We start from the raw sequence: 21798 nt of genomic DNA on the forward strand, positions 1-21798 counted from the left end.
GTCTTTTTCTTAGTTATGTTGACAGTGTGCAACTTTATTTCTTATTATAGAAGTAACTGTATCAAACTGCAGTGAAGGAGACTGAGCCCGTGATCGAAACGAATACGACAAGACGTAACGAATCACTGTTACAAGCGCTTACTGCACAGCACAATGCCATTACCAACAACATAGCCAATGCAGACACGCCCAACTACAAAAAGAAAACGGTAGAGTTTCAGGAAGAGCTGAGACGGATCGTTGAGAATGGCAAAACAGATCAGCTCACCATGAAGCGGACTCATGACAAACACTTTCCTATCAGTGATCCCAATTCTTCCATCGTACAGTACCGAATTGTCGAGAACAACGAAACAGCCATGAACAATAACAACAATAACGTTGACATTGACAAGGAAATGGCGAATCTTTCGGAGAATCAGCTCATGTATAACTACATGGTTGATCGGGTCAGTGGACATTACAAAAAAATGAAGAATTTATTGAATGATCTGAAATAATGAATGTACAGCAGCCCGCGATGGCTGCTTTTTTTTGTTGTTTTTCACCGGAATATATCCAAATCGGTTCCATTTCTCGGTATCCTCTCCTGTTCGTAGTATAATGGGAAGAAACGAATGATTTCATATCGTATAAAAGAGGTGCAACATGTCTCCACGTCATTTAAATGGTTTTCTAGGTTCCAAAGTCAGATTAGCGGCCCCATGCCCGGAAGATTGCATGCGTCTCTCCCGCTTCACAGACGATTATGAATATTTACGCAACATGGATACCGATATCGCGATCCCGTTAACGCCGGATGAGACAGGGTCCTCCTCTGTCCGCCGAGACAACGGATTTGAATTTGCATTACGTACACTGGAGGGTAACCGATTCATTGGATTCACAGCCCTCTACCGGATTGAATGGAACAATCGCTCCGCTCGTCTGGCCATTGGTATCGGCGAAGAAAGTGATCGGGGTAAAGGTTACGGCAGTGATGCCCTTGCTCTAATTCTTCGATATGGATTCCACGAATTGAACCTGAACCGGATTGCGCTGGAAGTCATCGAATACAATGAAGCCGCGAGACGTGCGTACCTGAAAGCAGGATTCCGGGAAGAGGGTCGCCAGCGTTCTGCAGTTTTGCGGGATGGCATGCATTATGACCTGATCTCGATGAGTATCCTTGCCGAAGAATGGTCCGCACAGGCTGGGCTTCCCTTGTCATTCCAATCTACTCGTACTCCTGAATCTGGGGATAGGGTAGCGGGTGGTTTCTCACAGCGTAATGGGAACGAACAAGCTGCGCTGTCCTTGTCGGAATTAAGGTCAGATTCAAAAGGTGAATCTGAAATATCACCTCGCATCGGCGTAGGTGCGGTCATCCTGAATGAACGGGGCGAAGTGCTTCTCGCCTGGCGGAATCGTCAGCCCGAGCAGCACACCTGGAGTATTCCTGGCGGGAAAGTAGATCCCTATGAATCATTGGAAACTGCCGTCATCCGTGAAATCAAGGAGGAAGTGAATCTGGATATCGCCATTGACAGTCTGCTCTGCACGGCGGAGACGATCCAGCCACAACAGAAAGAACATTGGATATCCGTGCTCTATTCCACCAAGGTGATTGGCGGCCATGCTCGTAATCTGGAAGAAGGCGGAGCCATTGGTGAGATCGGCTGGTTCCCATTGAATGATCTTCCCTCTCCACTCGCCTGCTTTGCCGTGCCTGGGCTGGAAGCTGTGAAGAAGCTGTATGATGAATCCCTGTAAATTCTAATATTCTATCAGATGGAGGTATTCCTTTATGAATCATGCAGAACAGATGAATCAACTATTTCAGGCTGCACAGGCGGGAGATGTGGCCAACCTGCAATTATTGCTCGCTTCTCACCCGGAACTCACCAATACTGAAAATCAGGATGGGTTAACTCCGCTGGGATATGCCTCTCATTATGGACAAGCAGGCGCAGTTCGTCTTCTTCTGGAGCATGGAGCCGATGTTAACACCCTTTCTCATTCCAAGATTTCCTTTATTCCGTCCAATACTGCACTGCATGCCGCACTTGCGGGAGAACGTTCGCCAGAAGTTATCCAACTTTTACTCGAACATGGGGCATCCACGAGCATTCTGGATAGTGATGGACAATATGCGTTGCACTCCGCAGCATTTCATACGGATCAGATCGAACTTATCGAGATGTTACTTCAGCATGGAGCTGATCCAAACGTGCTAAACTCAGCGGGCCAAACCGCAATGGATATTTCACTTGAACGTGGTAACACGTCTACAGCTTCATGTCTGCGAGCAGCTATTACAGCACGTCAGCAATAATGATTAGATAACGTGAGCAATACCGCAAATAACCGTCAGGACTCTTTTTGGAGTACAAAGAGAAGGTCTGACGGTTATTTGTTGTTCGATTACATACCTTTTTTCAGAAAACAAGAACCGTTTGACGCTTTACACGGTCTAATACTCAACATATCCATGAAAGGAGGAGCCATGTGACCCCTATTCAGCTCACCATCGCCGCACAAAAAGGGGATGCCGAGGCTTTTGCAGCCTTAATGGAATTACATCAGAGCCAACTGTACCGTATCGCCTATGCCTACCTGCACAACGAAGGTGATGTGCTGGAAGCGATTCAGGAATCAACCTTCAGGGCGTTCCGTAAACTCAAAAAATTAAAAGAGCCATCTTACTTCGGTACTTGGCTCATCCGCATTCTGCTCAACTACTGTGCGGACGAACGCAAACGCAAAAGTCGGTTCAGTCCCGTCACCGAGATTCATGAATCCAGCAGTTGGGATCGTCCTGCGGACCCCGATCTTGCCGCCGCCGTCTCCACCCTTGACCGGGATTGCAAACAGATTATTATTCTGAGTTATTTCGAAGGCTTCTCCTTAACTGAAGTTGCCGATATTCTCGAAATCCCGACCGGAACTGTAAAATCCCGATTACATCGGGCACTCGGACAGCTCCGTGATCAACTGGAAACGAAAGGAGATACATCCTCATGACGGATGAACAAAAATCATTTGACGCATTGGAAAAACGGCTGAATGCTCGCAAGACAGAATACGAAACCATGCCTGTACCGGATGCTACCTATCAGGCTGTGCAAGCGGGAGTTCGCCAGGCGGCCCGTAAGCGCAAGTCCCGGCTGCGTTGGTATATGAGTTCCATCTCGGCAGCGGCCCTCATCCTGCTGTTTACCGGATGTATCCGTGTCTCTCCCGCTTTTGCGTCCTTGGTGGAACAATTGCCGGGAATGGAAGGCATTGTGAGCATGATTCGCCAGGACAAAGGATTAATGATGGCGATTGATAAGTCCCTCTTACAGCAGGTAGGTGTCACCGACGAGCATGATGGTACTTCATTGACCGTTGAAGGCATTATCACAGACGAGTCACGTATGGTCATTTTTTACACGATGAAAGGCATGAAAGATCTGGAGAAGGGTAGATATGATATCGATTTACTTGATAGAGATGGAAAACAACTGCCTGTTGCGTTTAGCTATTTCTCTCCTAAGCCCGCTTCAGAAAATGGCATTTATGAGGATAAAATCGATGTCTCATTCATAGAATCTTTACCGCCACAAGAGCTAACCGTTATATTTAAGGAACGAGGTAAGAAAACGAATAATAAGTGGAAGGTCACCTTCCCCGTGGATCACAGCTTAACAAAAGGTATGAAAAAAATCATTCCCGTAAACCAAACTATGACCGTGGACGGGCAGCGTATTCATGTAAAACAGGCCGTTCTGTATCCCACTCGCCTTGTACTTGACATCGAATATGATCGGAACAACACCAAAAAAATCTTTGGCATTCGTGATCTGCACTTGGTAGATGAGCAAGGCCGAGCATGGAGAACCGATTCATCTTCCATCGGAGGCTCTGGAAGTTCCGTCTTTTTCGAAAGCATGGACTTCTCCACTCCGAAAAAACTGACTCTGCAAGGATCTGGCCTTTCAGCAGTGAATAAGGATGAACTGGTTATCAGCATCGATCCATCTCCAGGTGAAATACATGGCGGCCCATCGAGTTTGAAATTGCTGCAAAGTACGGTCCAGGGCAAAAATCTGATCCTCGAGTTTTCAATTGCAGATGCTCAAAATGCTACTTCAGGGCTATCATTTACCAATATCGAGGACAGTAAAGGGAACCCTTTCGAGATTAATGAAGTAGGCTGGAGCCCTTCTGTCTTTGAAGCAAGAGTTGTCATTAAAAATGGAGCCGCAGCCAAAGGAAATCTGACAATGGAAATATTCTCTTACCCTGATCAAATTCGTGTACCGTTCTCTATCGAAATTCCTGTGACTCCCTAAAAGAAATGTAACAGCCATAATTGCAAGCCACATGAAGTAATCATGCACTATAATGATAATATTAAACATCTACATTACATCGATATGTTCACAGGAAAGGGTGTTTCCACAATGAATAATCGTTCCATCCGTTATCCGCAACCACTCGCGCAAGGGGACATGATCGGTGTGGCAGCCCCCTCCAGCGGTGTAGGCGAATCCCTATACCATTATCTTGAGGAGAGCAAACGCAATATGGAGCGCCTTGGTTTTGGCGTGATGGAGAGCCCATCGCTCCGCCATAACACCAAATGTGTGAGTGCCTCCAAAGAAGAACGCGCCGAAGAGATGAATGAATTTTTCCGCAATCCAAATATTCAAGCCATTATCCCTCCATGGGGTGGGGAGTTTCTCATGGATATCCTGCCCCTGCTGGATTGGGAAGCTTTGAAAACATTACCGCCCAAATGGGTCATGGGATATTCGGATATCAGCACCTTCCTGTTCGCATACACCCTGATCACCGGAACAGCATCCGCACATGGCACCAATTATGTTGATCTAAGATCAAACGCCCTCGATCCCGTGACTGCACGCTGGATTGATGTGTTACAGACCAAATACGGCGGACAGATCACACAATCGTCTTCCACACATTATCAATCAGCATGGAAACCGGAATTGCCTGGATTTAATCTGGATACACCTTCGCAATGGAAACAGCTCGGCCACTCGGAAGATGCAGATACCGCTGTGGCGTTCTCCGGTCGGCTGATCGGCGGCTGTATGGATACGATCACTTGTCTGATTGGTACGCCGTATGCACCCGTCCAATCGTATTTGGATCAGTACTGTGCAGACGAAGGAACCATCTGGTATCTGGAGAGCTGTGAGATGAACGCGGGGGATATCTATCGTCATCTGTGGCAGATGAAACAGGCTGGCTGGTTTGCAGGGGTGAAAGGTTTCATGTTCGGTCGACCTGCGGGTTATTCCGATACAGCCGATTTCAATTTTACCGATGCCCTATCCTCTGCGCTTGGGGATCTGGATGTCCCTGTACTGTACGATGTGGATCTCGGCCATATTCCGCCCCAGCTCACCTTTGTGAATGGAGCATTGGGCAAAGTCGCTTATGAAAATGGACGCGGGAGCCTTGAGATGGCGTTTGTGTAATCACCTTTTATAGGCAGATGCATACCTTGAAGTAAGAACTTATTTTGAGGAAGGGTTGTGCATCATGTCTGAATCCACATCCACGCCATCCATGCGTGTCGTGTATCAAGCCAATCAACCGACGCTTCAATCCGTGCAAAGTGTGCGGAATATGCTTCATCATACAGCCCGGCAGCATATAGGCAAGAAGGTACAAGTCCAGAATATCGATGGGCAAGTGTGGGAAGGTGTCATCATCAGTGCAGACCGGGGGATTTTGTATCTCCAGGTTACCCCGATGCATGGATACCCTGAACCGCGCGCCTTGTTTGGACCAACGATTTTGCCGCTTGTGCTGTATGAATTGTTAGTTATCACACTGTTAATGTAGTGGTACTGTGCCTTTATATCCGAACCTGTTCCAAGAAGCTTCGCTCCTGAGATCTTCAAGTATTGGGAACGAAGCTTTTTTATGGTCTTGGCAATGGTGCGGTATGATTCCTTGCGAGCGTGTGAAATATGATACAATGGTGTCGCACCACCCATATCTCATATGAAACGGAGCTTGATCCGGTTGGAATACATACGTCATGATTCATCACCCGTATCACAAGCCGAGACGGGTATGATTGACAGCAACCCTACTGAACAATCCCGCGTAATTGCAATCTGTCTGCTCGCAGGCAAAATCATGCTGCAAAGCGGTGGTGAAACCTACCGTGTGGAAGATACGATGAAACGTATGGCGGCAGCGCTGGGTTTACCCCATTCGCACAGTTACGTTGTTCCGACAGGCATCTTCTTCTCTGTTGATGCAACCGAACCCGCCAAGCTGATTCGTATCTCCGAGCGTACGACGGATCTGGACAAGGTCTCCGAGGTGAATGCAGTCTCCCGCCGCATCGGACAAGGTGAGCTATCCGCTCAGGAAGCCCATGATCTGTTGGTACAGATAGAAAGCAAGCCCTCCTCCTATTCAACGGCTGTGCAGCTTACAGCCGCAGCGTTATCCAGTGGTTGTTTTACCATTATGTTTGGCGGGGGCTGGAGCGACTTTCTTCCGGCGCTGATCTGCGGGGGTATAGGTTATGCAGCCGTTATTGCCTTTCACCGGTTGGTACGGGTCAAATTCTTTGCCGAGCTTACGGCATCCTTCGTCATTGGGTTACTCGCTTTTCTCCTGATCTATATGGGAGTGGGTCATGAACGGGACAAAATTATTATCGGTTCGGTTATGCCGCTGGTTCCGGGACTGCTGATTACCAACGCTGTACGCGACCTGATGGCCGGACATCTCGTATCCGGATTATCCAAGGGAGCCGAGGCATTTCTGACCGCCTTTGCCATAGGTACCGGCATTGCAGTTGTATTTTCACTTTTTATGTAAGACGGAGGAATGCAGGATATGCTCCATTTTATTGAACAAGCCTTAACCAGTTTTGTCGCTTCAGCCGCGTTTGGGATCATCTTCAACGCACCACGGCGCATGCTGCTCCACGGTGGATTTGTCGGCATGATCGGATGGATTATCTATATCGTGCTTGAATATGCAGCGGATGCGGTGCCTGCTACACTTGCAGCGACCATAGCCGTAGGTGTCATCAGTCAGCTATTCTCTCGCATGTTTCGAGCACCCGTTATCATCTTTAGCGTCGCAGGCATCATTCCTCTGGTTCCTGGTGGACTGGCGTATAATGCGATGCGAAGTTTTGTGCAAAATGACTACAGTGCCGCTATGGAGATGGCCGCCAAGGCACTCATGTTATCCGGCGCTATTGCCGTAGGCCTTGTGCTCTCTGAGGTATTAAACCAGATGATACGCCAAATTCCCGCCTCCCTTCGGGCAAAATCATCATCGAAATGACTATTCTTTTCACATATCAGCACACGTAAGGCCCGTTAGCATACAGGATAAAATCTTGTATAACAACGGGCCTTACGTGTCACTATCCTATAGAGCACTATAGTGCAGTGAGACAATCAAAGAAGTCTATTTACTTTACAAACGTATTTTTCACACGTACCGACTTTAGGAAATACGGGATAAAGATACAACATGTCAGAAGCGATCGGATTGTTAAATTAAATGCTGATGTTGGATCAAGCACATGCTGTTCTCTTGGAACTTCGATTCGTGCGATCATGATCCATGTCATGACTCCAATGAATACATTCACAATGCACAGCACAATCATCATGCGTGGAAACTGTTTCTTTTTCTTATACAACAATGCGAGATTCACGATAACAATCATTAGTAAAATGACGCTGCTTATGACCCCGAACCAAAGGAGCGGGCGTATCCCTTCAGTATAAAGTTCCGGATCAACACCACGGACACCCTCCCATCTTACCGGATCCATAATGACATTTACCTGCGACATATCCGCGATCAGAAGCACCAGTGAGACCCACAGGCCAATCTGAATTAAAATAAGCCAGCCGCCTAATCCTGAGATGACAGGCGGTTCGGGTCTGATACCAGTTTTAGGCTGCAGCGAGCTTGTATCCAGTTCCGAGTTCCTATATTTATAGTTCATTTCAGCCTCCTTTTACGATAGATAAGACACGTATTATACATTAGAAGCTATATTCTGTGTTATCCAAGAGAAGGAAAGAACCGTCTGGACTATGGTCTCTCTCTTGCATTCTATTGCGTAGCACGTTTCATTACCGTTGCAAACAACTCCGCTGCAACACCACTTCCTGACCTCATATAATGTTCTTCATCCGTATGATCAAATCCCATCCAGACCGCCGCAGTCCAGCTACTCGTATAGCCCACAAACCACAAATCCCGATTGCCCTCTCTTCCCACACCAGGTAATGCAGCCTGTGTTGTTCCCGTTTTCCCTGCTACCTTGTGCTGACCGAGTTGTGCCCGGCTTCCTGTTCCCTGACTGACTACATTTTGTAGCATTCTGGTCATGGCATTCGCCGTACTGGAGGAGATTACCTGCTTATTTTCCGACTTATGAGCAAATATTGTCCGTCCTTGTGAATCTGTAATCTCGCGTATCAGATGGGCTGTATTCAATTTGCCATGATTCGCAAACACCGTATAGGCCTGCGCCATCTTCATTGGCGACACTCCCTGATGCACACCTCCCAAGGCAATTGAGAGGTTTAGATCTTCTTTCCCCATTTCAATACCGAGCCGTGCTGCAAATTGATGTGCATCGTTCAGTCCGGTCTCATGAAGCAGCCATACGGCTGGGGCATTGATAGACTTTTGCAAGGCTTGGGACATGGCTATTGAACCACTGTAACGCCCACCGAGATTGGAAGGTTGATAGCTGCCATATTGCATGCGTTTATCCGGTAGTATGCTCTCTGGCTTGAACTTCCCCGACTCCAACGCAGGGCCATATGCAATAATCGGTTTAAAAGATGAACCTGGCTGCCTTGCATCCATAATCGCCCGGTTGATGCCCCCTTTTAAAGGATTACGTCCACCCATCATCGCTTTCACTTCACCGTTGTGCTGGTCGATAATAACCATACTTGCCTGGACCTGCTCGTCTTGGCGATCATCGGGGAATCGGGTAGCGTCTGCAAATGTTTCTTCCATCGCCAGTTGTGCCTGTTCGTCTAGCCCAGTTTGAATAACCCAACCTGCCGATTGAATCTCTGCTTCACTTTTACCTGTGAGCCGAGAAGCCTCCTGAATCACAGCATCCACGGCAGATACATATGCGGGCTCGCTCAAGCCCGGTGAAGTTGTTGCATTCAATACGGTTTCAGGCGGCGTGAAATCGACATCACGGGCTTGGAGCATCTGCTTTCGTGTAATTAGTCCCTGTTCATGCATTAGTCCAAGGATAACGGCACGTCTTTGTTTGGAAAGTTCAGGATGATCTACTGGATTGTATAGGGATGGACCTTTGGGCATTCCAGCTAATGTAGCAATCTGCCATAGTTTCAATTGGTGCATATCCTTCATTCCGAAATACCGCCAGGCTGCCGCTTTTACACCATACTGCTGGCGTCCCATGTAGATCTGATTCAGATACATTTCCAGAATTTCATCCTTGCTGTACTTCTTCTCCAGGGCCATCGCAATCGATATCTCATTCACCTTTCGACTCAACGTTTTATCCCCATTCAAATACAGATTTCTTGCCAGTTGCTGCGTAATGGAGCTTCCTCCCTGACTCAGATTCATATGTATAATATCTTGCACAACGGCCCTGCCGAGACCGATGAAATCCAGTCCATCATGGTTGTAGAAACGTCGATCTTCTGTAGCCAAAAAAGCCATCTTTAATAAATCTGGCATAGCGTTCAGGTCAGCATATTCGGAATACCCTTTGGTCTGCGTATGCGACCTCGAAATTTCAGTCCCCTCTGCATTCGTAATAATGGTTGAAGAGGACACCTGCATGGCCTCTGGACGATTGCGAAGCATTCCTTCGCCATAAGTAATTAGATAGAGATAGAAAAGGGTCAACATCAAAACTACAACCACTGCAGCATCAAAAACGTAATACATCCATCGCTTGCTCCCGTGCTTCAACATTCAGGCTCCTTGTGTACCCGTTCAATTGAAACTTCGTGTTCCTGTCTATCTCGTTGTGTAATCTCCAGAGCATGATGAAGCAGCAATGTCTGTTCATACGCCAACTTGACCCAATGCTGAACTTCCATCTCGTCCTGACACCGCCCTTGGATAATCTCATCCAGAGAAGATTGAATACCGTAGAGAGTAAGTTTTATCGGTAGGTCAACCTGTGTAGAAATAGTTTGAGTGTTCTCCTTGTCTTCTTCCTCATGCAGGAGAAACGTAATTACATTCAGATTGGCAGCAATTTGTCGTAGTTCACCACCACTTAGAACATCAATTCTTCCAGGATTGTGGCCCAATGCAAGTTCGGCTGTTCCGCGCGCAAGTTGACTCAGATCTTCCGCAATCTTCTGGGATCGAATCCAGAAAAAGATCGCAAACACGGCTCCCCCAATAAAGATGAAGAACGGCTTTGTTCCGATATGATTGATTCCCCAGTTCATCATACGCGTTATCCATGCTGTATCAGGAAGGACGTGGTTATGCGCAAATCGCAACACGTGATAAACGACAAAAAGGAGCGCTGCGCTGAGTAACGCGCTTGCTCCTGCAATGTATATGTATCTTAGTCTTACAGTACTGAATCGGGACTTCATGTTCGGTATCCTCCTCTATACAATAATATGGTAATAGAGGTAGCATACCGAATATTTCTTAATGAGATAGTCGTTAACTTCTTACCAAATTCTTAATTATTATTCCTCTGAGTAATTACTTGGTGAAGCAGCGGTTACAGGGAAACGGGTAACAAAATCCGTTCTGCCATTTTCACTGTAAGCAACGATACTTCCTCGATGTAATTCAATCATCGATTTGGCAATCGCTAGACCGAGACCGGTACCTCCCGTATCGCGGGAACGGGACTTATCTACCCGATAGAATCGATCGAATAGATGTGGCAGATCTTGTGCCGGAATCGGCTCACCATAATTACTGATGCGGACTACAGCCTCTTTACCTTCAAGGGCCAGCCCAATCTCCATTCGTTTACCTTGCGAACCATACCGAATGGCATTGCTGAACAGATTCTCATATGCTCGTACAAGCTCCCCCGGAGCAGCCCGTATCCATAGTGGATCTTGCCCGCCGATGATCTTGTAGGTCATGCCAGCATCCTCCAGCATGGGAGCAAACTCTTCAGCCAGCTGCATCAGAAACGAATTCAGGTTCAATGCTTGCAGCGATAACGGAAGACTCCCGCCACTCACACGCGTATATTCGAACAAGTCATCGATTAACTTGCGAAGGGTCAAGGATTTCTCATAGGCAATGCTAACGTAATAGCGCATCTCAATCTCATCCTGATAGCGATCCTTCTCGATGTACTCCAGAAATCCCAGAATAGAAGTGAGTGGTGTTCTCAGATCATGTGATATCCCCGTAATCAGATCGTTTTTGGCAGCAACTGCATTACGCTCTTCCTGAAGCGATAACTGCAATTGTTCAGCCATCTGATTAATGCTTGCAGCGACCACTCCGAATTCATCCGAGGTCTTCACTTCGATGCGATGGGATAACTCTCCTTTGGCAACCTCCTGAATTCCCGCCGTAATTTCATCCAGAACCCGCATCACCTTGCGTGAGAACAGGAAAAAAAACAACACAAAACCGAGCACGCCTACCACAATCATCAAAGGCACCGAACCGATATTATTCACCAACCACCTGATCCCTTGGGCTGGAATGGAATAATCTGGATACGTCTGAGCTTCCAGGATGGTCTGCCCCACCTGACTGCCACCGTACAAAATAACTGCAGTTAATATGCCGCTAAGCAGAAATGCATAGATAAATTTCCATCGGACTGTATTAATCAGCTTTGAATTCATAGTAGGAACTCCCTGCCTGTGTTCATGTCACATGACATCCTGTGGATGTACATGTTTATTGCGGTTTGATCATCTTGTAACCAACACCCCATACTGTCTGAATGAACTTGGGATGTTTGCTGTCGAGTTCAATCTTCTCACGAATCTTGCGAATATGCACCATGACGGTATTGTTCGACTCCATGAATTCTTCTTTCCAGACCTGACGATAGATCTGTTCCATACTGAGTACTGAACCTTGGTGACGAGCCAGTAATTCAAGAACAGCAAATTCACGCGGAGTCAGACGAACCGGCTGCTCATCCACCCAAACTTCATGTGTATCGGTATTAATGACCAGATCATCAATAACCCACTCGTGCTCTTTGTTCTCCCGACCTTCATTGAAGGTATGATACCTGCGCAGCTGGGATTTCGCCCGTGCGACAAGTTCAAGCGGGTTAAACGGCTTGGTCACATAATCATCAGCACCGATGCTTAACCCTGTGATTTTATCCATATCCATACTTTTGGCGGACAGCATAATAATCGGCATTTTCTGCTCTTCCCGAATTTTCATACAAGCTTCGATTCCGTCCATATTTGGCATCATAACATCCAGAATAATGAGATCAATCGACTCTTTTTTCAATTGCTCCAACGCTTCAAGCCCATCATTCGCAGTGAGAATCCGATAACCCTCGTTGCCAAAATAAATTTCCATCAGTTTAATAATCTCCTGCTCATCATCCACAAGCAGAATGGTTGCTGGCTGTGCCACGGCATTATTCCTTTCCCTTCCATAATTCATGATCTGTTCAAAGTATACCACCGAGGGATGAAACTGCGAAAATCATCATGATCTTCACGGCCATGTTCAATCTTGGTCATCATTTCAAGCGTCTCTTCCGGCTTCACCTGCCGGATCCATACCACACCCGAATCCTCCGTTATTTCACGTATAGCGTGTAGTATCGTCGGTCTATTCCTACTTTAGTCCACTGTGTTTCCTATAACATGCTTATATGTATTTTATCCGTTTCTATTTAAAAAGCACTGATTCGGGTTCTTTGCCCGTCAGGGTCAGCATCGTATACAATTGTCCTCTGTGATGATATACATGCCCCATAATCTCAAGTAACCACTCCAGCCGACTATAAGATGCTCCCCAGTAAGAATCCGTCACATGTAGTAACTCTTCCGTGTTAAACTGCCTGTAACGTTGGTATAGATACATCTGATTATCGATCAGAGCCTGCTTGATCTCACGGAGCGAATGCACCTGATTCTCTGCATAGAATTGAGCCATCTCTTCCTCCGATGCACCTTCGGAAATATAAACATCCGCTCGGCAGATCACAGACAGATGGGCTAGCAATTCTCCAACAGGCCGTTTACCTTCAATCGGAGTCAAAGCCAAATCTTCTTCCGACAACTGATCACATATATCAATCAACGATGTTACGGCCACGTCAATATGTTTGAACGCAGATTGAATCAACAGTCACACTTCCTTTTTATCCCATTATACAGAACATATGATCGGTTATCAACCAAGATATCCCTCCTTAAAATATAAACAAGTTATACCCCAAATCTATCAATCTACGAACAAAAAAGTCCTTCCTCCTTCTTATAGACGGGATTCAGGACATTTTGTTGCCTATATGAGTTCAAATCTTTGCTCAACTTGAGTATAACGAACAATACGTTTGCTCGAATCGTCCAGCCTCCAAGTCAGACTTGCGAATGAAAAATTGCAGTTCCCCGCAATCCCACCATTGGAAACCAATAGCATCATGGGTATCTATCTTCAACAGCAGCAACGTATCGGATAGTTCCTGCCATGTCCGATCCTCATCTCCGCCGTAATATTTGGTCAGTTTCTTCTCACATTCCTGCTCATTATAATCGTACCCTTCTCCCAGTGCGATCTGTAACAAGGCACGATGCTCGGCATCCGGATGCTGCCCGTCAGGATATCCAAACATACCGCCCCAATTCAGCGTACTTGGATGATTCCAACTCGACTCGAATTCAAGGTAACGGTCATACAGACTCACTTCCGTTTCGGTCTCATCGGTCTCAAGCAGAGACGGCGAGAGCTCATTCAGCGCGTTGGCGTCTATATATGCATATGTAGGAAACTCAAGATTAGGCAGCACAGTCACCGAATGTGCAACAAACGGGGCTCCATCCAGCGCGGTATCACCTTCAGGCTCTCGCCTTATCAGGTTATGAGAACTCGGCTCAAAAATCACACGATGTTCAATGGGACAAGCAGATTCATCCGTGCCAACGAAAAAGTATAACATGCCACGTTCAGGCAAAGTCCCGCGCCCATCATTCGGCGTATACGGCGACAAATCCACCAGGTTCAACTGGGCCAGGAAAGTCATAGGAATTCCTTTCTGTGTTACGGGCCACTCCATGCGACTTGGCAAATCCGGATGTCCACCCACACGTGAGTTTCCTGTTCTGCGATATTCGTCCAGTGTGGATACATCGAGGCGAATTCCCCAGCGGCTTGAAGATAACAACAGATCGGCAGCGACACCCAAACCATATTCCTCAAGTGTTTTACGGGCTTTTCTGGTTAGACGTTCACATTGTTCTGGCTTAATCATATAGATCCTCCCCTTTTGACAATACACCTATGCTGAGACATATTCAGGTTCACACCTGTATATTCTTCCGTCCTGACGTCTTTCCCTGCTTCTAGCAAAAAAAGAGACTGACACGCTCTGTCAGTCCCTTTCCTTATCCTGTATTCAATTTCAACGATTTGGATCAGAAGACTTTTCCTGGTAAGCGCGTATATGCTCCTCACCGTCCAGGAATTCATGGGCCTGATGGGCTGCCATCACCCCATGATAACTGATATCCAGACCTAGATCTTCCTCTTCTTCTGTCGAACGCACAGGCACAATTTTGCCAATCAACTTTAACCCGATCCAAGTCATGGCGAATCCCCAGATGACCAAGGCTGTAAGGCCAAGTGCCTGAACACCCAGCAACCTCCAGCCGCCGCCCATGAATAATCCACCATCCGTGGCAAACAGACCTACAGCAATCGTGCCCCACATTCCGGATGCGGCATGCACCGGGAAAGCACCAACTGGATCATCAATCTGCCGACGGTCCAGCCAGTTAGTGGCAGCCATCATCAATAAACCGGATACTGCCCCAATGAATATCGCTGCTACATCGCCAACAAAAGCACAGCCTGCCGTAATTCCGACCAGTCCCGCAAGCGAACCGTTAATGACTGATGGTGCATCTGAACGATTGAAGCGGAATAACGTATACAGCAACGTAACCGCACCACCCGAAGCCGCAGATAACATCGTGACAATCGCAATGTGACCAATTCTCACATCCGTCGCGCTGAGAGTACTACCCGCATTGAAGCCAAACCAGCCGAACCATAACAGAAATGCACCTACAGATGCCAGTGGTAGATTGCTCGGGAGTGCAATGGCACTTACGCCAAGTGGCGTGTACTTCCCTTTACGAGGACCAATGATAATCGCAGCAGCGAGTGCCGAGAATCCGCCGAGCGCATGGATGACAGCCGAACCGGCAAAGTCCTGCATCCCCAGCTGACTAAGCCAGCCGCCGCCCCATGCCCAGTGTCCACCAATCGGATAGATGATCGCCGTCATCAATATGATATACAGAAGATAAGCACGGAAGTTGATGCGCTCGGCTACCGCTCCTGAAACGATGGAAATTACGGCAATGGTAAAAGCGGCCTGGAACAACCAGAATGTCTCCAGAGATACCGGTACGTCCAGGTGAGACAAATCCCCATTCAGGAAAAATCCCGTTACTCCCGCAAAACCGCCAACGTCCGAACCATACATCAGTCCAAAACCGATGGCATAGAACAGCAACGTTCCAATCGTAATGTCAGCAAATACCTTCATAATAATGTTCACACTATTTTTATAACGCACAAAGCCAGCCTCGAGCAGGGCGAATCCACCCTCCATCAATAAAATCATCGCTGCACTCAGTACGACCCAGACCGTATCAATCCCGGTGCTTAACGTCTCCAAAGTCATGCTTGTACATCCTCCGTTTCACTAAGCTGTCTGAGCTCACGGATTGTATCGGGCGCAAGCTCAATCTCGTCCCGCTCAATGCTGTCCGGATGCTTAATTCGTTCTGCGATCTGTTCCAATTCACGTATGCGTCTGCGAATCTGTTCCATCTTGCGAAAACGTTCCTTCACCTGCACCATATACTCTACCGCCTGATGGTGGGATGCGGGATGTCCCGCGAACCATTTGCGTACGGTTGACAACGATTGATAAGCGACCTCTTCCGCTCGACGCTTTTGTTCGAACTGTTCGATCTTCTGCTTGAGCGTTTGGATCTCATTTTCTTTTTTGACCTTCAGCCGTTTGATAAGGTACAATAAATCGGACGATGATATTTGCAATGCTGTATGGTGATACACCTCGTCGATCACTAACATATCATGTCAGGACTCCTTACATATCAAGTTACTTGTACCGATTATAGTTTGCCGGGGTCTGCCCGTCAATCTTTTTTTGGACTTGGGATGGATACAAATGAACCGTTCATAGAGAACGGCTTTTTTTATTAGGCACAGATTACATCTAACAAGGCTAATCTTGCCTATGATTCGCATTCACTCTTTCCATTCTCAATGCTTATAGAATAAGCATCCACATTTTGGGTAATGAACATACACAGACTACCTGTATCATAGAACCTGTATATAAGGAGAGGATTGCACAATGTTTACTCGTAATGACGATATACGCAACCAAATCTGGGAAGCCGTCTCGGGACTCGAAGAAGAACAATTGAACCGAAAACCTTCACCCGAACAATGGAGTATTATGCAAGTATTACGTCATCTGAATCTGATGGAAAATGTAATTGGAAAACAAGCCCGCCTTGCACTTGAGAAGGAACAGACAATGTCTGTGGACAAAAAACCATATGAGTTATCGTTGGATCGCAGCCGCTCCGTCGAGGCACCACCCCATCTTCAGCCTCCAGCAGCGCCTGAAGCACTCGCAGATGTACGCAGTGATCTGGACGAATCTCATCAAGCGTTAAACAACTTTGCATTGGATCATGATCCTGACCTGCTGCACAGCAAGTCCTTTCCTCATCCCGTATTTGGTGAGATGGATCTTACCCACTGGATTGACTTTGCAAGTTATCATGAGGAACGTCATCTGGGACAGATTCAAGAGATTAAACAGCAGCTTGGCGTATAGCACAACTCCCACGTTCACATAGCGAAGAATATACTTGTACGACAAAAAACCTCCAATCCTATTAATTAAGGTTGGAGGTTTCAACGTTCCAATATAGTGTTGAACTATTCAGACATCCCCATGCTCAAATCACAAATAAGCACAGCGCTTATATTTTTTTGCCCAAAATCGCCAAATCTCTATTCACACCATCCAGCACGGCAACTTCCGGATAATATCCCCACTGTTCAAAACCATGCTTGCGCAATAACCCCAGACTCGGTTCGTTATGCCCGAAGACAAATCCAAGAATGGTCTTAATTCCAAGTGCAGGACACGCCGCAAATACCGTTTCGAGCAAACGTCCACCAGCCCCAATTCCGCGGCATTGCTGATCCACGTATACACTAACTTCCACCGTTCCATTATACGCAGGACGTCCATAGAATGAACTGAGACTCGCCCAAGCTACCACCTGTCCTGCCTGCTTCATCACCCACAGAGGACGATGATCCGGTGAATGTTCCTCGAACCACGGGACACGTTGCTCCACTGTCACCGGTTCCAAATCCGCTGTTGCCATACGGCTCTCAATGGTAGAATTATAAATTTCTACAATCCTCGGCAAGTCTTCAAGGCGCGCATATTCAATCTGCAAATTTTCCAGTTTCATCGCTATTCCTCCATCATTTCAGATCGTTCTATTATCATAGAGGATATTATAATGGAAAAGAGAAGCCTTCGTCATCCCTAACATTCTGACAGAGAATTACTCTGCCAGTCCTTGAATTGTGTTTCCACGAGTTAACTGCTGAGTCTGGTCTGCCCAACGAATGTTAATTGAGCGAGATGTGAACAGATCCGGGCCGTCCGATACCTGGAAATGCAGATGAGCTTCACTGGAGTTCCCCGAATTACCAAGCTCACCGATAGGGTCTCCCTGCTTGAGCTTATCTCCTTTTTTGACCGAAACACTGCCTTCCTTGATGTGTCCTGTGATGCTGTATTCACTGTTGCCATGGTCGATCACCACATAGTTACCGGCTGGTTCTTCCGGATTCATGACACCCGGTACATTGTCCGGAATATCGTTTTTGATTTCGATAACGGTTCCATCCGCAGCTGCATAGAGTGGTTCACCAAAAGCATAGTAGTTTTGATTTTCCTTTGCATCACCTTGATAACTTGACTGTTCTTTGGTCCGAACGATATCCAATGCGTAGCGCTGCGTTTCATGCTCATAATGATAGTTCGACAACACATCATTGCCTCCCCAGAATACATACCATTCTCCCTTCATCGGCAATTGAAATTCGGTTTTGGTGAATTTGGCATCCGTGTCCTCATGAGCTTGCAGCGGTTGGATCGACAGAGCCTCAATCTGATTTTCTTCGGAAAAATAGGCTCGAATCCCTTTCGTCCCAGTCTGATCCTTCCAGGCATGCTCAGATAATTGATTCATTTCAGAGTCTACCACTTGCTCCCATGATTCAACACCTTCCAGAAAAGGATCAGCCGTTGTTTTGAACTGTTCAAGTGTTAACGTCCCCTTCAATTCGGGAGAGAATTGATTATAGATTGCATCCTTTGAACCGTTCATCAGCGTATCTATGAAATTGTCCGGTGTAACCACCGCGCTCACCTCTGAACTTGAGTTCTGCTCCTGATTGGAGTTCTCGCTCGCTTCATTATTGGACGCCTGTTCAGCTGACTGCTGCTCCGCCTGGTCGGAAGTAATCGAGTTGCCGTTGCCGCAAGCAGACAATATCACGCAAGCTCCAAGGGTAATCGCAAGCACCTTCCACCCCCTTTTATTCTGTAATTTCGAATGTGTATGTTGCTCTGATTTCACATGACCTTCTCTGTTCATTTTCAACATCCCTTCTGCTAATCGTTATACTTTCCAGTTAAGTGTACAGAATGAGTCTTATCCTTCGTCTAACCCCATCTTACATGCAGTTAAACTTGCAACGCCTTTTGAGGCTGCATAATTAAGATTCCGTTAAGATAGCTTGTAAGCTATACAGCCCTCTTGGATGGTATGATTAGCAATACACACAACGGAAGGATCAGGAGGTCATTTTTAAACTATGGATAACGTCTCATTACTGCTCGTGGATGATGAACAGGCTATTCTGCATATGCTCAAAACCGTTCTGCTCAAAGAGCAGTTTCTCGATATTGATACCGTTACAACAGGCGAAGCTGCCATTGAGGCGTGCAACAACAAGACGTATCATTGCATCGTGCTCGACATCATGCTTCCTGGCAAAAGCGGACTGGAAATCTGTCCTTTTCTACGGCAGGTCACCGATGCGCCCATCCTGTTTCTAACGGCCAAAACAACCGATTATGACAAATTAACCGGATTCGCCGTTGGTGGCGACGATTATGTCGCCAAACCCTTTAATCCGCTGGAAGTCGTTGCTCGAATTAAATCATTACTGAAGCGTTATTTACCTTCTAAAACCGCAGCGATCTCGGATCACGTCCCATCTAACGTAAATGCGTCATCTCCTAGCACATCGGAAGGCGTGTACGACTTTGGACGATTCCAGGTGCTGGAGTGGGCTGGTGAGCTTCGGGTTGAAGGAGAATCCGTATCCTGTCCGGCACTTGTGTTTCAACTGTTACTCTTTTTCTGCAAACATCCCAATCGAATCTTCACCAAATCAGATCTATATGAGCGGGTCTGGGGCTCGGAAGCCATTAGTGATGACAATACCGTGATGGTTCATATTCACCGCATTCGGGAGCGCATTGAAGCCGATCCTTCCAATCCGGTGTTTCTCGTAAACGTCCGGGGTCTGGGTTACAAACTGATTCAGCCAGAACATGTGTCACGCCCATGAGTATTCGTCGCAGGTTAATGACCCGGTTTATCGGGATGCTTGCCGGTGCAGTCGTTCTTATCATCCTGCTTGGGTCCGTAGCCACCTACTGGGTCGTGCAAAAGGTAAATGAAGTGACTCTGGTGGATGACTTTGCTGCTAACGGTCTGGACCAATTGATTAATACAGCAGAGATCCTGCCAGATAATACGATCCGATATGACCCCGAATTGCTAAAGCAAGTGGATAAATATCAAGGCTGGCTCCAAGTTCTGGATGAACAAGGTTACGCCATTGATGAATACCACACACCCGCCGATGTTCCTACTCACTATAAACCGGGGGAATTGATTGCATACTGGGAAGGCCAGAAGCCCTTCCCTTATCAGATCGTCATGCTGATCCGGGAGAAAAACGGGAAGAACTTCACCTTGTTATATGGCGAGAGTAACCCGGCCAAGTCCTTAATGAATAACATTCGTTCAGATCTTGCTTTCACCAACGGGAAGCTTGATCTTCAGCCCGACCAACAGGAGGCCCTCCGTACCGCCAATGCTTATCTTCAAGTATTGGACGCGTCAGGAAGCGAACTCTCCTCCTATAACAAACCGGCCATGGGTGTACCAAGCGAATACACTATTCAGGAACTGGTTCTGCAAATTCGCTATCCGAGTCGATCAGGTATGTCTGTTGCAACGTGGTACGACGAACAGAATGAAACCACCTGGCTGATTAGCATACCTGGTGATCCCTTGGCGACCGGAACTCAAAACCCCTACAGTTTTATTCTGGAACCGGCACTGATCGTCCTGATCGTGTCTATCATCATGCTGCTCATTTTGCTTGCCTTCTGGTATGCCAACCGATTTGGCTCGCCCATGCTGCATATGCTCCAATGGTTACAACGTCTGGAGCGAGGACATTACGAGGAACCTGCCGGAGCCTTTGGAGTGCCTCGCAGTCAGCGTCGTAACGGAAAGTGGAAGCGAAAATACCACGTGTATGCTGAAGTGCTTCGCTCCATGCAGGCCCTGTCTCACACTTTGAAGCAAGATGAAGAACTTCGGAAACAGACCGATTCTCTGCGGGAGGAGTGGATTGCTGGCATAACACATGACCTGAAGACACCCCTCTCCTCCATTCAGGGATATGCTCATATGCTTGAGGCGGATAAGTATAGTTGGACCGCGGAGGAAGTCAGGGAATTCGCAGGCATAATGCTGGATAAGTCCATGTATATGGACAGGCTTGTCAACGACCTTGCCATGACCTATCGATTACGCAGTGGAGGATATCAACCTGTGGTGGAAGAGACTGACGTAAATACGTTGCTCCGTGATCTGATCCAGCGCGCCGAACGGAATCCGGCATATGGGGAAGGTCGCATCATATTCCAACCTTCCGAAGTGCCTGTGTATGGACTTGTCCATATTCCGTCGATTGAACGAATTGTGGATAATCTGACTGCCAATGCCCTTCTTCATAATCCGCCCGAGTCCATCCTGGTTGTCAGTGTGCATTCTGGTAAGCAGGCAGATGAATTCAGCATTCAGTTTGCCGATAATGGAAGAGGCATGGACTCCGAGACGGTATGGAAGTTATTTGAACGATACTATCGCGGTACAGATACAGGTACATCGGACGTTGGATCAGGGCTGGGCATGGCGGTAACCAAAGGTTTGATCGAAGCCATGAATGGTCGTATTGAGGTACAGTCCACCCCTGATGAAGGAACGATCATTCGCTTAATATGGGATGGGTCGTCCGAAACCAATTAAAATGTTCCGCTTGACCTTTCCATTTTCAGTCTATATAATCGACACTCAATAACACCTGTTCCATTATATTGATATTGAATGCAACACATTTCAGGATAACTTTAATGAGTTGATCTAACATATTTGG

General features: G+C 47.0%; 24 protein-coding genes. 12 read left to right on the plus strand and 12 right to left on the minus strand.

All coding sequences use genetic code 11. The annotated features are described in order from the left end of the window. The first annotated feature begins 89 nt into the window (after positions 1-89). The 9 genes from flgB (at position 90) to D829_RS0116015 (ending at position 7314) form a co-directional block, all read left to right on the plus strand. Positions 90-500: a flagellar basal body rod protein FlgB gene (flgB, locus tag D829_RS0115970; RefSeq protein ID WP_017689919.1), complete on the plus strand. Its 411-nt coding sequence runs from the start codon at positions 90-92 to the stop codon at positions 498-500. Between the two features lie 148 nt (positions 501-648). After that, positions 649-1752, plus strand: a complete 1104-nt coding sequence (locus D829_RS34375) for a GNAT family N-acetyltransferase (protein ID WP_346773280.1) — start codon at positions 649-651, stop codon at positions 1750-1752. Positions 1753-1786: 34 nt separating this feature from the next. Further along, positions 1787-2314: an ankyrin repeat domain-containing protein gene (locus D829_RS0115985; RefSeq protein ID WP_017689921.1), complete on the plus strand. Its 528-nt coding sequence runs from the start codon at positions 1787-1789 to the stop codon at positions 2312-2314. A 173-nt stretch (positions 2315-2487) separates the two neighbouring features. Further along, the gene (locus D829_RS0115990) at positions 2488-3003 is read left to right on the plus strand and encodes a sigma-70 family RNA polymerase sigma factor (protein ID WP_017689922.1); all 516 of its coding nucleotides are present in this window, start codon (positions 2488-2490) and stop codon (positions 3001-3003) included. Continuing rightward, a complete protein-coding gene (locus tag D829_RS0115995; protein WP_017689923.1) occupies positions 3000-4316 on the plus strand; it encodes a DUF4179 domain-containing protein in 1317 nt (438 codons plus the stop codon). The genes D829_RS0115990 and D829_RS0115995 overlap by 4 nt, the downstream gene beginning before the upstream one ends. 111 nt (positions 4317-4427) lie before the next feature. Next, a complete protein-coding gene (locus D829_RS0116000) occupies positions 4428-5471 on the plus strand; it encodes a S66 peptidase family protein (RefSeq protein ID WP_017689924.1) in 1044 nt (347 codons plus the stop codon). 64 nt (positions 5472-5535) lie between these two features. Further along, positions 5536-5841 carry a hypothetical protein gene (locus tag D829_RS0116005; RefSeq protein ID WP_017689925.1) on the plus strand — a complete coding sequence of 102 codons (306 nt, stop codon included), beginning with the start codon at positions 5536-5538 and terminating at the stop codon, positions 5839-5841. 234 nt (positions 5842-6075) lie between these two features. Continuing rightward, complete coding sequence (locus tag D829_RS0116010) at positions 6076-6837, plus strand: threonine/serine exporter family protein (RefSeq protein ID WP_036661278.1); 762 nt, start codon at positions 6076-6078, stop codon at positions 6835-6837. An 18-nt stretch (positions 6838-6855) separates the two neighbouring features. Next, on the plus strand, positions 6856-7314 hold the full coding sequence (locus tag D829_RS0116015) for a threonine/serine exporter family protein (protein WP_017689927.1): 459 nt from the start codon (positions 6856-6858) through the stop codon (positions 7312-7314). 130 nt (positions 7315-7444) lie between these two features. On the opposite strand, the gene D829_RS0116020 is transcribed toward D829_RS0116015, so the two are convergent. From D829_RS0116020 to D829_RS0116065, 10 genes are all read right to left on the minus strand, one after another. After that, on the minus strand, positions 7445-7990 hold the full coding sequence (locus tag D829_RS0116020) for a DUF2569 domain-containing protein (protein WP_017689928.1): 546 nt from the start codon (positions 7988-7990) through the stop codon (positions 7445-7447). A 110-nt stretch (positions 7991-8100) separates the two neighbouring features. Continuing rightward, complete coding sequence (locus tag D829_RS0116025) at positions 8101-9942, minus strand: PBP1A family penicillin-binding protein (protein WP_241230784.1); 1842 nt, start codon at positions 9940-9942, stop codon at positions 8101-8103. A gap of 20 nt (positions 9943-9962) precedes the next feature. Continuing rightward, positions 9963-10610: a hypothetical protein gene (locus D829_RS0116030; protein ID WP_017689930.1), complete on the minus strand. Its 648-nt coding sequence runs from the start codon at positions 10608-10610 to the stop codon at positions 9963-9965. Positions 10611-10709: 99 nt separating this feature from the next. Beyond that, positions 10710-11843, minus strand: coding sequence for a HAMP domain-containing sensor histidine kinase (locus D829_RS0116035; RefSeq protein ID WP_017689931.1), 1134 nt, complete (start codon positions 11841-11843; stop codon positions 10710-10712). Between the two features lie 55 nt (positions 11844-11898). Next, positions 11899-12603, minus strand: coding sequence for a response regulator transcription factor (locus tag D829_RS0116040; protein WP_026081203.1), 705 nt, complete (start codon positions 12601-12603; stop codon positions 11899-11901). A 26-nt stretch (positions 12604-12629) separates the two neighbouring features. Beyond that, on the minus strand, positions 12630-12758 hold the full coding sequence (locus D829_RS34275; RefSeq protein ID WP_017689933.1) for a hypothetical protein: 129 nt from the start codon (positions 12756-12758) through the stop codon (positions 12630-12632). Positions 12759-12864: 106 nt separating this feature from the next. Further along, positions 12865-13323, minus strand: a complete 459-nt coding sequence (locus tag D829_RS0116050; protein ID WP_017689934.1) for a DinB family protein — start codon at positions 13321-13323, stop codon at positions 12865-12867. A gap of 184 nt (positions 13324-13507) precedes the next feature. Further along, entirely contained in the window at positions 13508-14449 is a 942-nt protein-coding gene (locus D829_RS0116055; RefSeq protein ID WP_017689935.1) for a YwqG family protein, read from the minus strand. Positions 14450-14599: 150 nt separating this feature from the next. Continuing rightward, positions 14600-15889, minus strand: coding sequence for an ammonium transporter (locus tag D829_RS0116060; RefSeq protein WP_017689936.1), 1290 nt, complete (start codon positions 15887-15889; stop codon positions 14600-14602). Next, positions 15886-16305: a hypothetical protein gene (locus tag D829_RS0116065; RefSeq protein ID WP_017689937.1), complete on the minus strand. Its 420-nt coding sequence runs from the start codon at positions 16303-16305 to the stop codon at positions 15886-15888. Before D829_RS0116065 ends, D829_RS0116060 begins: the two co-directional genes overlap by 4 nt. 286 nt (positions 16306-16591) lie before the next feature. Between D829_RS0116065 and D829_RS0116070 the strand changes: the two genes are divergently transcribed. Continuing rightward, positions 16592-17083 carry a DinB family protein gene (locus D829_RS0116070; protein WP_017689938.1) on the plus strand — a complete coding sequence of 164 codons (492 nt, stop codon included), beginning with the start codon at positions 16592-16594 and terminating at the stop codon, positions 17081-17083. A 148-nt stretch (positions 17084-17231) separates the two neighbouring features. Here D829_RS0116070 and D829_RS0116075 read toward each other — a convergent pair whose 3' ends face one another. After that, entirely contained in the window at positions 17232-17735 is a 504-nt protein-coding gene (locus tag D829_RS0116075; RefSeq protein WP_017689939.1) for a GNAT family N-acetyltransferase, read from the minus strand. Positions 17736-17831: 96 nt separating this feature from the next. Continuing rightward, positions 17832-18932 carry a M23 family metallopeptidase gene (locus D829_RS31210; protein ID WP_017689940.1) on the minus strand — a complete coding sequence of 367 codons (1101 nt, stop codon included), beginning with the start codon at positions 18930-18932 and terminating at the stop codon, positions 17832-17834. Positions 18933-19152: 220 nt separating this feature from the next. Here D829_RS31210 and D829_RS0116085 point away from each other — a divergent pair, with 220 nt between their 5' ends. Both D829_RS0116085 and D829_RS0116090 read left to right on the plus strand, forming a co-directional pair. After that, the gene (locus D829_RS0116085; RefSeq protein WP_017689941.1) at positions 19153-19914 is read left to right on the plus strand and encodes a response regulator transcription factor; all 762 of its coding nucleotides are present in this window, start codon (positions 19153-19155) and stop codon (positions 19912-19914) included. After that, the gene (locus tag D829_RS0116090; RefSeq protein WP_026081206.1) at positions 19911-21671 is read left to right on the plus strand and encodes a HAMP domain-containing sensor histidine kinase; all 1761 of its coding nucleotides are present in this window, start codon (positions 19911-19913) and stop codon (positions 21669-21671) included. Before D829_RS0116085 ends, D829_RS0116090 begins: the two co-directional genes overlap by 4 nt. Positions 21672-21798 lie beyond the last annotated feature (127 nt).

This window comes from Paenibacillus sp. PAMC 26794 (assembly GCF_000316035.1).
Classification (GTDB): domain Bacteria; phylum Bacillota; class Bacilli; order Paenibacillales; family Paenibacillaceae; genus Paenibacillus.